Here is a 10,722-nt window from a genome sequence, read left to right on the forward strand (position 1 = left end):
GCCCCCGCCCACCTGGACGAAGCCCGTCGCGCCGCCCTGTTCGACGAGATCGTCGCTCTGAACCTCCAGGCCTTCATGACCGGCACCGAACGCAGCCTGTTCGCCGGTCTGGACGGCCGCGCGCAGTTCGTCCGCGTCGCCGGCGGAGCGCTGGAGAGCGACTAGGATTCCGGCACGGAATTCCTCGCTTTTTCGTCGGAAATTCCTATATGTTGCGGGCTTCGATGCGGTGCGATCCCGTCGTCGATTCGAGCGCCCGACGCGGCGCTCAATCCCCGTCCCGGTCGGGACTTCAGAGCTACAGATTTCATGACCGATCCGATTGCCGAAATGCCCGAATACGGCGCCGATTCCATCAAGGTTCTCAAAGGCCTGGACGCGGTGCGCAAACGTCCCGGCATGTATATCGGCGACACGGACGACGGCTCCGGCCTGCACCACATGGTCTATGAGGTGGTGGACAACGCCATCGACGAGGCCCTGGCCGGCCACGCCGACCTGGTCCAGGTCATCCTGAACGCCGACGGATCGGTCACCGTGACCGACAACGGCCGCGGCATTCCGACCGGCATCCACGAGGGCGAAGGCGTTTCGGCGGCCGAGGTCATCATGACCCAGCTGCACGCCGGCGGTAAGTTCGACCAGAACTCCTACAAGGTCTCGGGCGGTCTGCACGGCGTGGGCGTGTCGGTGGTCAACGCCCTGTCCGACTGGCTGGAGCTGAAGATCTATCGCGACGGCAAGGCGCACCAGATGCGGTTCGAGCGCGGCGACACGGTCAAGTCGCTGGTGATCACCGGCGACGCCCCGATCCGCGAGGACACCGGCAAGCCGCTGAGCGGCACCGAGGTCACCTTCTATCCGTCGGTCACGACCTTCAGCCACATCGACTTCGATCTGAAGACCCTGGAACACCGGCTGCGGGAACTGGCCTTCCTGAACTCGGGCGTGGTCATCAAACTGGCCGACCAGCGCAGCGCCGAGCCGACCGAAACCATCCTGCACTACGAGGGCGGGGTCGAGGCCTTCGTGCGCCACCTGGACAAGTCCAAGGCGCCGATCCTGAAGGACGTCATCGTCATTCGCGGCAAGAAGGAAGGGATCGAGCTGGATCTCGCCCTGTGGTGGAACGACTCCTATCACGAGACCATGCTGTGCTTCACCAACAACATTCCCCAGCGGGATGGGGGCACCCACCTGTCGGCCTTCCGCGCCAGCCTGACGCGCGTCATGGGCGGCTATATCGAGAGCTCGGGCGCCGGCAAGAAGGAGAAGGTCTCCGTCACCGGCGAAGACGCCCGCGAAGGCCTGACCTGCGTCCTGTCGGTCAAGGTGCCGGATCCAAAATTCTCAAGCCAGACAAAGGACAAGCTGGTCTCGTCCGAAGTGCGCCCCGCCGTCGAGGCCCTGTGCTCCGAGGGGCTGGCCCAATGGTTCGAGGAACACCCGGTCGAGGCCAAGATGGTCGTCGCCAAGATCATCGAGGCGGCGTCCGCGCGTGAAGCCGCCCGCAAGGCCCGCGACCTGACCCGCCGCAAGTCGGCGCTGGAGATCAGCAGCCTGCCCGGCAAGCTGGCCGACTGCCAGGAGCGGGATCCCGCCAAGTCCGAACTGTTCATCGTCGAGGGCGACAGCGCCGGCGGCTCGGCCAAACAGGCGCGCAACCGCGAGAACCAGGCCGTCCTGCCCCTGCGCGGCAAGATCCTGAACGTCGAGCGCGCCCGGTTCGACCGGATGTTGTCGTCGGACCTGATCGGCACCCTGATCCTGGCCCTGGGCACCGGCATCGGCCGCGACGACTTCAACGCCGACAAGCTGCGCTATCACAAGATCATCCTGATGGCGGACGCCGACGTCGACGGCGCCCACATCCGCACCCTGCTGCTGACCTTCTTCTATCGGCAGATGCCCGAGCTGATCACGCGCGGCCACGTCTATATCGCCCAGCCGCCCCTCTATAAGGTCTCCAAGGGCAAGCAGTCTCGCTACCTGAAAGACCAGGCCGAGATGGACGCCTATCTGATCGAGGAGGGCTCGTCCGAGGCCGAGCTGGACCTGTCCACCGGCGAGCGTCGCCTGGGTCTGGACCTGCAGGCCCTGGTGCGCGAGGCCAAGGCCTTCAAGGGCGGCGTCGATCGCCTCAGCCAGCGCGCCCCCGCCTTCGCCATCGAACAGGCGGCCCTGGCCGGCCTGTTCGCCGAAAACGCCGACATGACCCAGGCCTCGGCCGCGGCCGCCGTGCGTCTGAATCTCTATGCCGAAGAAGGCGACGGCGACTGGACCGGCGCGCCGGGCGAACAGGGCGCGGTCGTCTTCACCCGCACCCGTCGCGCGGTGCAGGAAACCATCGTGCTGGAAGAAACCCTGCTGCGTTCGCTGGACGCGCGTCGTCTGGCCGAGCGCGCCGCCGCCTTCGACGGCGTCTTCTCCGCTCCGGCCACCTATCGCCGCAAGGAAAAGTCCACCACCATCCGCGGGCCGCTGGACCTGCTGAACGCGGTGCTGGACGCCGGCAAGAAGGGCCTGGCCATCCAGCGCTACAAGGGTCTGGGCGAGATGAACCCGGAACAGCTGTGGGAGACCACGCTGGACTCCAACGCCCGCACCCTGCTGCAGGTCTCGGTCGAACACGAGGAAGACGCCAACGACCTGTTCGCCAAACTGATGGGCGACGTGGTCGAACCCCGCCGCGAGTTCATCCAGGAAAACGCCCTGGACGCGGCGGTGGACGTCTAAGGAAGACGGCGGCGGTGGTCCGGGTCACTGCAGATGAGACCCGGGCCACAATAGATGAGACTGAAGTCACAGCAAACGAAACTCATCAGCAGAGTGGGGTCGATCATCACCGGCCTACGAGTACAAACCGCTTCACGTCTTCGCTTTCTTCGCCTTCGGTGTCTGTTTTGCGCCCACTTCTGCCCGCGAAAGCTCTTCCTCGGCCGCGAGTAACTATTCGGAGAGCTCCCCGGACAGGGCGCCGGAAAGCACGACCAAGGCGTCGAGTTTCGTACGCGGGCCTGGAGCCAGGCTACCCGCCTCTTCAGGCCTTCGACCGCCCGGTCTTCGCCAGACCGCAGGAAGGTGTGACGATCGCCCGCTCGGGCCCGTCCTCACCAAGGGCATCGCGCGCTGTGTCGAGCCAGGCCTCGTTGACCTCGATGCTCTCGTCCGGGGCCCGTCTCAGACAATAGCGGATCAATTCGAGGGCTGAATCGTCGATCATCGCTGCAAGCTCATCCACTGCCGTCCTTCCTTCGAAGGCCGACTCGCGAACATAGCGCCCTGAGATCGGCAAAGGCGGGTACGCCGCCGCCAACGCCATGCTCATGCGCTCGATCAAATGGTCGAGCCTGAAGGCCTGGGGCATGCGGCTGATGAAGACCAAGGGCCGTCGGCGTGCCATCGTAGCCGTCGCTCGCAAGATCGCTGTCGTCCTGCACCGCATGTGGGTCGATGGCACAGAGTTCCGGCTCGGATCGTCCCGCGCGGACGACGGGATGGATGAAGCCGAAAATGCTTACTGCGCTTCGAGCGCGCCCAAAAGCGAGGCTCTCAAGACCCCGATCCCATGCATGCGTACACCGGCTCCGCTCGCAAGGAGCCATCCAGACTGCGAAGAGAAGCGTGATCGCGTGATCGATCAGGCCGACAACAATCACAAACCAGCTTGCCCCCTACACCCGATTAGAGAAGCGCACATTGTACTTCCGCCGGAAAGCCGACGTTGGCGTCCAACTAAATGCCGCCGGCATGGCGCCCTGGCGAACCTGGTGAACGGCCGCGTCCTTCAAAATCTGAAGTTCACCCAGGCCGTCAGGTAGTCCGAGCTCTCGTAGCCTGCATCCTTGAGCACCGATCCGGCAGCCAGATGCTCATAGCGGGCGATCAAGCTGGTCCTGGGAGAGATCGTGTGCGCCAACTGCAGCTTCCAGACTTCGCCGACGTGGCGGCCCTCGACCACCTCAGTGCCGGCATAGGGCAGGTCGGTGGCCCGATACACGGCGTCGCGTTCCGACGCGCGCCAGGTGAACTGGACCTCGCCCGTAACGCTGGTCTTGCCCTGGCGAACCGTGACGCCTGGCGCGACCGCGATCATGTTCACGGGGTTGAAGACGTTCTGGTAGCTGTAGAAGATCGGCACGCCTTGTGGGGTCAAGGCGTTGCGGATCACGCCGCCATCATAGGCCCCGCCGCCTGAGCCATAGTCGACGCGCAGGCTGATGCGCGGCGCACCCGTTCCCTCCCCCGCACGCATGCTCTGGGTCGTGAAGACCTGCAACGCCTCGATATCGCGATCACCGAAGCGACCGGTCTGACGCGCCAGCGTCCAGTCCAACTGAGCCGGGCCGGCTGCGCCCCACAGACGGGCGCCGACATAGGTTCGCTCCTCCCGCGCCGTCTCGGCGCCCCAGCGACGAGCGTCCTGACGGAAACGCCAGACGAAAGGATCGAGATACAGCTTAGAGCCGCCGAACCAGTCGCTTGGAACCTGAGTGCTGACATTCAGACCGCTGAACCGTCGAGCGTCGTCTGTTCGGTCATCGGAGACGTCTCCTGTCCCCAGGCGGGTCGGATGCAGGTCAAACAGGTCGGCCCGCCAATGCTCGCCCCTCACCCACCCCCGGATTCCATTGAAGGGGGTGAGCAGGGTCGCGCCGTTGCGGGTGCTGATCAGATAGGGTGAGCCGTCGATGAAGAATTGGCGGCCATAGCGGACCCCGACCTCGCGTCCGCCGATCTCTCCCGTCACATCGAAGAACGCCTGGGTGACGGCCAGGTCGTTGCGGATGGCGCCGACCGGATTTCCATAGTTGTCGCCGCCCGCGCCGCCATGCGCCATTTCGCCGAAGACGCGCAGATGACGACCTATGTGCAAATCCGCGCCGCCGACAAGACGCAGGGTGTCCAGCCGCAGGTCCGCACCCTCCCGAAGGCCGGGACTGGTGGTCAGGGCGGTGCGCAGCCGCATCTCGCCCGACAGGCTGAGCCAGACCTCCCCATCCTGCGACAACGGAGTGTATTTCAGCCGATCAAACACGTCCTTGCGCCGCTCCGGGTCGCGCAGGGCGGACCAGTCCTCGGCCCAGCGCGCCTCGGCATAGCCGCCGACGACAGAGCCAACGCCGATGGCGGCGCGAGGATAGGGCGCAGAAGGCTCAGGGGTCTGAGTCACCGCAACGTCTTGGGCCTTCGCGGAGGCCGGCACGGCGGCCAGCGCCAGCAGGGTCAGGGCGGCGCTCCGCCCACGGCGCATCCCGCGCCGGTCTTTACGAACCGTCATGGTCTCGTCTCCCGATGTCTTGGTTTTCGCTACGCCCGCCCCGCCGGACGTCTGTGATCCGGCGGGGAACTCCGGAGAGGAGGCAGGCGCGGGCAAGCGCGATCAGCGCGCGATGACGCCCGTGAGGCTGAGGACCAGCAGGACGCTGGTGGCGAAGATGGAAATCAGGCCCACGGCGGCGAACAGGTTGTGCCACCACCTGTTGCGCAGATCCCCGAGCAGCCTGTTGTTGGCCGTCAGGACCAGCAGAACGCCCAGCATGGGGGCGACCAGCACGGTCATCGCCTGCGCCAGAATGATCAGCTGTATCCGCGAGCCCGGCGCAAACGCCACCACCAGCACACCGAAGAGCAGGACGCATCCCACCAGGATCTTGGTCCGCAGGGAATCGAACGACCCGCCCCAGCCGAGGCCGTCCGACAACAGGGTCCCGCCCGCCGTGGCGTTGGCCAGCATGGAGGAGAAGGCGGCGGCGAAGAAGCCCGTAACGAAGACATAGTAGCCGATCTGACCGGCCAGAGGCTCGAAGACGCTGGCCAGTTGCGGCAGGGTCTCGACGCGCTGTCCGGTATGTCCCAGCACGGCTGCCGCGACCATGATGACCAAGGCCGTCATGATGCCGGGCGCGACGATGCCCGGTATGGTGTCGGACAGGGTCGCATCCGCATATTCATCCCGGCGAATTCCCCGCGCCTTGGTGGCGTAGCTGGTGAAGAAGGCGGCGTTGATCGAGAAGTTGGTGCCGACAAGGGCGACGATCAGCAGTTCGGCGCCCGCCGGGAAGCTGGGCAACACGCCGGACACGCCGGCCGCCCAGTCCGGGCGTGCAAGAAAGGCGCTGCCGACAAAGCCCACGGCCATCAACGCCACCAGCACCAGAAGCGCGCGCTCGACCGTCTTGTAGACATTGCGGACCAGAAGAACGAACCCGACCGCCACGGTGACCAGCAGCGTCCAGAACACCGCGCTGCCGCCGAACAGCATCGATAGGGCCAGACCCGACCCGGCCGCATTGCCGACCGAAAAACACAGGGTGATGAAGAAGACGCCACAGCCGGCCAGCACCCCGACCGGCTTTCCCAGCGTCTGCTTGATTGTGCCGATCATGGACAGGGGCGAGGCGATTCCGACCCGCACGCTCATATCCGTGAAGAAGATCATCAGCACGGTCGAGACCAGGATCACCCAGATCAGGGCGTAACCAAAGGCGCTGCCCGCCTCGATCGCAGAGGTCAGATTGCCAGGGCCGAACTGCCAGGCGCCGGCGATGAAAGCGGGTCCGATCAGCGCCAGCTTGGCCACAAGCGACCGATTCGACGCGACTTTCGGGGGGTGCACGGGTGGAGCCGCGTGCACGACGTCACGATGCGACATGACTTTCCTTTCGGGCGCGGCGATCCTCGGACCGGTCCACGCCTGGCTGTTTCTCCCTTGCACAGTGACGCTTCTTTGGAGTCATCCGTGCGGTGATACGCGTTCCAGGGCCGGTGCGGGACCACCCCGGAAGCAAAAGGTCCTCGCACCCTGCGGCGCGAGGACCCATCAACTCATTCGGCGGCGATGGCCGCGGCGGAGACCGGTCCGATCCCCGCCGCGTCAAAGGCGGCGAAGATTTCCCGCTCCGCCGCTTCGCCCAGATTCTTGAGCGGCTCGCGGATGGTGGCATGGTCGAGCACGCCGCGCTTTACCAGACCCAGTTTGAGGGCGACCGTGCCCTCCATGTGCGAACCCCGATGATAGACGGCCTTGGTCACCGGCAGCAGCTGTTCGAAGATGCGGCGCGCCTCGGGATAGTCCTGAGCCTTGCCGGCCTCGATCAACTGAATCAGCAGCTCGGGCGCGATGTTGCCATAACCGACCAGCAAGCCGTCGACGTCGAACATGGTCGGCAGCAGCCATTCGTCATGGCAGGAAAGAACCTGCAGCTCGGGCGCGGCCTTCTTGATCTCGGGGATCTCGGTGTACCAGCGCTTCATGTTGCGTACGCCGTTCTTGGTGGCGACCACGCCCTCCTGAGTGGCGATGTCGATCTGGGTTTGCAGATCATAGGACGCCTTGGTGGCGTCAGGGTATTGGAACAGGATGCACTCCAGGCCGGACTCCTGCCAGATCGCCTTGTAGCGGTCCTGAGGCGCGCCCTTCTGGAAGCCGAACCGCAGCCAGCCGTGGTTCGGATAGACCAAGGCGCCCGTCGCGCCGGCGGCCTTCGAGGCCTTGGCCTCCTGGGCGGCGACGCGGGTGCCCTCACCCGTGACGCCGGCGATGATCGGCACGGCGCCATCGACCGCCTCAGCATAGGTCTCGATCAGCTTCAGGCGCTCTTCGACCGTCAGGAAGGTGCCTTCCCCGGCATGGCCCAGGATGACCAGGCTCTTCACGCCCTTGATCGACACCAGCCATTTGGCCAGCTGCGCATTGGCGGCATAATCGACCTCGCCATCGCGAGTGAAGACTGTGACGGGGGCGGGGCTGAGGCCTCGCAAGTCCATGACGCTCATGATTTCCTCTCTGGGGTTTCTTATGCGTATCGCCAAATAGGGAACGATACCGGGATCGTTCCCACTTTACATCCGGGTTTGGCCGGGTCAAGCGTTCTGGCAGGAGGCGTCATGGAATCAGAGCATCGACATGCGTGAGCGGCGCGGCGAAACGGGCCGCGTGACCATTCTGGACATCGCCCGAGCAACCGGCGTGTCCAAGAGCAGCGTGTCTCGCTTTCTTGACGACCGGTCGCCTTCCAATAGCGAGACGGCTCGTCTGGTCCGTCGCGTGGCGACAGAGCTGGGTTATGTCCGCGATGCCTCGGCCGCCAATCTGCGTCGAGGCTCGACCGGCACGATCGGCGTGATCGTGCCGCGCCTGACCGATACGGTGATGGCGATGTTGTACGAATCCCTCGCGCGCGCAGCAGGCCGCGCCGATCGCTTCACTATCGTCGCCACGAGCAACGACGAGCCGGCCGCAAATCAGCGCGCTGCCGAGATGCTGCTCGCGCGCGGCGTTGACGGACTGGTGCTGGCGACGACGCGGACCGGCGACGGCCTGGCCGACAAGCTGTCGGCCCAGGGCGTGCGCTTCGTCCTCGCCCTGCGCACGGACGGCGTGCATCCGTCATCGGTGGGCGATGACGCTCTGGGCGGCTATCTCGCCGCACGCCACCTCATCGACCTGGGACACCAGCGCATCGGCGTCATCGCCGGGCCCGCCGACACATCCAGCGCAGTGAGCCGGGTCGAGGGCTATCGCCGGGCGATGGAGGAAGCCGGCCTCGTCGTTCAGCCGGAATGGATCGTGCCATCCACCTTCGGCTTGGACGCCGGCCATCTGGCGGCGCGCGAGCTGATGACCCTGGCGTCTCCGCCCACCGCCATCTTCGCGATCAACGACAACACCGCCATGGGCGCCCTGTCGGCGCTGGCCCAACTCGGCGTGTCGGTGCCCGGCGACATCTCGGTGGTGGGCTACAACGACATCCCGATCGTCAGTCACCTGCCCACGCCCTTGACGACGGTGCGCACGCCCTTCGATCAGATCGCCGCCGCTGCGGTGAATCTGCTCCTCGACGGCGAAGATCCGGCCGAGCCGATCATACGGACAGCGCCGACCCTGATCCCAAGGCAATCGACGCGGCGGCTCTAGAGTTTAGATCAGATGGAGTCGACCACACTCGTCCTTGTCGCGGCCGCCTTCTTCGCCGCCGGTTGCGTCAAGGGCGTGTCCGGCATGGGCCTGCCGACGGTCGTGATGGGACTTCTAGGCGCGCTGCTGTCGCCATTGACTGCCGCCAGCCTGGCTACCGTCCCCACCTTCTTGACCAATGTCTGGCAGCTCTTCAGCGGCGGACGCTTGGGGCCTCTGGCAAAACGTTTCGGGCTCATGCTGGCCCTAACGTTCACAGCCACCCTCGCGGGCACAAGTCTGATCGTGAGACTGCAAGCCGCCCAGATCACAGGCGCCCTGGGAGTCGTGCTCGCGCTCTATGCGGCCTATGGCCTATTGGCGCAGCCGTTCAGCCTTTCGCCTCTATGGGAGCGCCGCCTCGCGCCGGTATCGGGTCTTTTCACCGGCGCCATCACGGGCGCGACCGGCGCTGCGGTGGTCCCGCTAGTCCCTTTCCTTCAGTCGCTCGACCTGTCGAAGGACGACCTTGTCCAATCCCTGGGCCTGTCCTTCACAGTCTCAAGCCTGGCTCTGGCGATGGGCCTGGCCTGGCATGGCGCACTGCAAATTGATGTCGGCCTGATCTCCATTGCAGCGACGCTCCCCGCGGTCGTCGGCATGATTGCTGGTCAATCTCTGCGCCGCCGCATATCCCAAGCCCTGTTCCGCCGCCTGTTCTTCATCGCCATCGCCCTGCTTGGTCTAGAAATGGCGACGAGAACCCTTCGTGGCTGAAATGAGGGCGCGGCCTATTCGATGTTTAAAGCAGACAGCACCACTCGCCTGCCTGAATGCGCGTGAAACAGACATTCGGCACCCCGCTTTGAGTCTCATGGCGGACAGCGTCTTTCGAATTGGCTCGCTGACAAAGCAGTTCACCGCCGCCGCCCTTTTGATGCTTGCGGAGGACGGGAAGCTCTCTCTGGATGACCCTGTGAACCGGTATCTGTGACGCACGTTCTGTCGCTGGAGCCGACCCATCAATTTCCGCCCGGTACTGGCTGGGCCTACTCCAGTTCGAACTACGTCTTGGCTGGCGCAATAATCGAAAGGGTCTCCGGGCAGCCCTGACGGGAGTTTATGGCGGCACGGATATTCCGCCCACTGAGCATAACCGGTGCGCACTGGATGATGATCGCGCTCTCGCGTCAGGTAGGGCCTCGGGTTACGACCGATTGGTGGCGGAGAAGCCGGGCTATGTTAACGCCCACACGGTGAGCCTGAATATCCCATTTGCTGCCGGCGCAATGCGCTCGACGGTCGTCGATCTATTGATCTGGAGCCAAGCACTGAGCCACGGCCAAGTTCTGAAGGATGACAGCTACCGTCAGATGCTGACTGCGGCCCGCCTGAATGATGGAGCTCGCGCGAGCTACACGGATGAAAATGGTGATCATCCGATTGATTACGCCCTCGGAATCGGCGTGACGGAAACGCTGGCGGGGCCTGTGGTCTCCCATGACGGCGCGATCGATGGTTTCACCAGCAGCCTGACGATTTTCACCGGACCTGATCTCGCCGTTGCAATTCTGGTCAACACGTCGCCCAGCGCGCACCTTCCCTTTGACGATGTGATGGAGGCCATCAGAGGCGACCCGGCAGTGAGCGTTCGCTAGATCCTCCTGGCGACATGTCCTCCTAGTGGCCTCCGCTGGGATTTTCGAGGGGTCTGGACTTCGGCCAGCAAAAAGCCGCTGAGCGTAGTGCTCAGCGGCTGTTTTGTTTGGGTGCGGGAGTAGGATTTGAACCTACGACCTTCAGGTTATGAGCCTGACGAGCTA

10 protein-coding genes and 2 pseudogenes are annotated in these 10,722 nt (G+C 64.8%); 8 read left to right on the forward strand and 4 right to left on the reverse strand.

Features of this window, described 5'->3' with window-relative positions; translation table 11 throughout:
• Both ER13_RS18725 and gyrB read left to right on the forward strand, forming a co-directional pair.
• Positions 1-165, forward strand: a pseudogene (locus ER13_RS18725) (DNA replication and repair protein RecF); the annotation flags it as partial.
• A gap of 144 nt (positions 166-309) precedes the next feature.
• Positions 310-2,736 (forward strand): DNA topoisomerase (ATP-hydrolyzing) subunit B, encoded by a 2,427-nt coding sequence (gene gyrB, locus ER13_RS13140; RefSeq protein ID WP_035309913.1) that lies wholly within the window; start codon positions 310-312, stop codon positions 2,734-2,736.
• 304 nt (positions 2,737-3,040) lie between these two features.
• Here gyrB and ER13_RS18485 read toward each other — a convergent pair whose 3' ends face one another.
• Positions 3,041-3,385 (reverse strand): hypothetical protein, encoded by a 345-nt coding sequence (locus tag ER13_RS18485; RefSeq protein ID WP_008263127.1) that lies wholly within the window; start codon positions 3,383-3,385, stop codon positions 3,041-3,043.
• Between ER13_RS18485 and ER13_RS19045 the strand changes: the two are divergent.
• Positions 3,303-3,476: pseudogene (locus tag ER13_RS19045) on the forward strand (IS110 family transposase); the annotation flags it as partial. The gene ER13_RS18485 and the pseudogene ER13_RS19045 overlap by 83 nt on opposite strands.
• A 311-nt stretch (positions 3,477-3,787) precedes the next feature.
• Here the strand turns inward: ER13_RS19045 and ER13_RS13150 are convergent.
• From ER13_RS13150 to ER13_RS13160, 3 genes are all read right to left on the reverse strand, one after another.
• Entirely contained in the window at positions 3,788-5,281 is a 1,494-nt protein-coding gene (locus tag ER13_RS13150) for an alginate export family protein (RefSeq protein ID WP_197019791.1), read from the reverse strand.
• A 102-nt stretch (positions 5,282-5,383) separates the two neighbouring features.
• Positions 5,384-6,583, reverse strand: coding sequence for an Nramp family divalent metal transporter (locus ER13_RS13155; RefSeq protein WP_008260810.1), 1,200 nt, complete (start codon positions 6,581-6,583; stop codon positions 5,384-5,386).
• 245 nt (positions 6,584-6,828) lie between these two features.
• On the reverse strand, positions 6,829-7,779 hold the full coding sequence (locus tag ER13_RS13160; RefSeq protein WP_008264264.1) for a dihydrodipicolinate synthase family protein: 951 nt from the start codon (positions 7,777-7,779) through the stop codon (positions 6,829-6,831).
• A gap of 130 nt (positions 7,780-7,909) precedes the next feature.
• Here ER13_RS13160 and ER13_RS13165 point away from each other — a divergent pair, with 130 nt between their 5' ends.
• From ER13_RS13165 to ER13_RS13175, 5 genes are all read left to right on the forward strand, one after another.
• Positions 7,910-8,920: a LacI family DNA-binding transcriptional regulator gene (locus tag ER13_RS13165; RefSeq protein WP_008260005.1), complete on the forward strand. Its 1,011-nt coding sequence runs from the start codon at positions 7,910-7,912 to the stop codon at positions 8,918-8,920.
• Between the two features lie 12 nt (positions 8,921-8,932).
• Complete coding sequence (locus ER13_RS13170) at positions 8,933-9,676, forward strand: sulfite exporter TauE/SafE family protein (RefSeq protein WP_008261729.1); 744 nt, start codon at positions 8,933-8,935, stop codon at positions 9,674-9,676.
• Between the two features lie 97 nt (positions 9,677-9,773).
• Positions 9,774-9,893 (forward strand): serine hydrolase, encoded by a 120-nt coding sequence (locus ER13_RS19050; protein ID WP_230307727.1) that lies wholly within the window; start codon positions 9,774-9,776, stop codon positions 9,891-9,893.
• Positions 9,890-10,012 carry a serine hydrolase gene (locus ER13_RS19325; RefSeq protein WP_154726872.1) on the forward strand — a complete coding sequence of 41 codons (123 nt, stop codon included), beginning with the start codon at positions 9,890-9,892 and terminating at the stop codon, positions 10,010-10,012. The genes ER13_RS19050 and ER13_RS19325 overlap by 4 nt, the downstream gene beginning before the upstream one ends.
• A gap of 53 nt (positions 10,013-10,065) precedes the next feature.
• Positions 10,066-10,557: a serine hydrolase gene (locus ER13_RS13175; RefSeq protein WP_255343280.1), complete on the forward strand. Its 492-nt coding sequence runs from the start codon at positions 10,066-10,068 to the stop codon at positions 10,555-10,557.
• Positions 10,558-10,722 lie beyond the last annotated feature (165 nt).

Origin of the sequence: Brevundimonas sp. EAKA (assembly GCF_000698025.1) — a bacterium.
GTDB lineage: Bacteria > Pseudomonadota > Alphaproteobacteria > Caulobacterales > Caulobacteraceae > Brevundimonas > Brevundimonas mediterranea_A.

Bases quoted from the DNA above. Each gene is read 5' to 3' on its own strand.
- ER13_RS13160 (WP_008264264.1), bottom strand. From the start codon at position 7,779: ATGAGCGTCATGGACTTGCGAGGCCTCAGCCCCGCCCCCGTCACAGTC.
- ER13_RS13170 (WP_008261729.1), top strand. From the start codon at position 8,933: ATGGAGTCGACCACACTCGTCCTTGTCGCGGCCGCCTTCTTCGCCGCC.
- ER13_RS13150 (WP_197019791.1), bottom strand. From the start codon at position 5,281: ATGACGGTTCGTAAAGACCGGCGCGGGATGCGCCGTGGGCGGAGCGCC.
- ER13_RS19050 (WP_230307727.1), top strand. From the start codon at position 9,774: ATGGCGGACAGCGTCTTTCGAATTGGCTCGCTGACAAAGCAGTTCACC.
- ER13_RS13165 (WP_008260005.1), top strand. From the start codon at position 7,910: ATGCGTGAGCGGCGCGGCGAAACGGGCCGCGTGACCATTCTGGACATC.
- gyrB (WP_035309913.1), top strand. From the start codon at position 310: ATGACCGATCCGATTGCCGAAATGCCCGAATACGGCGCCGATTCCATC.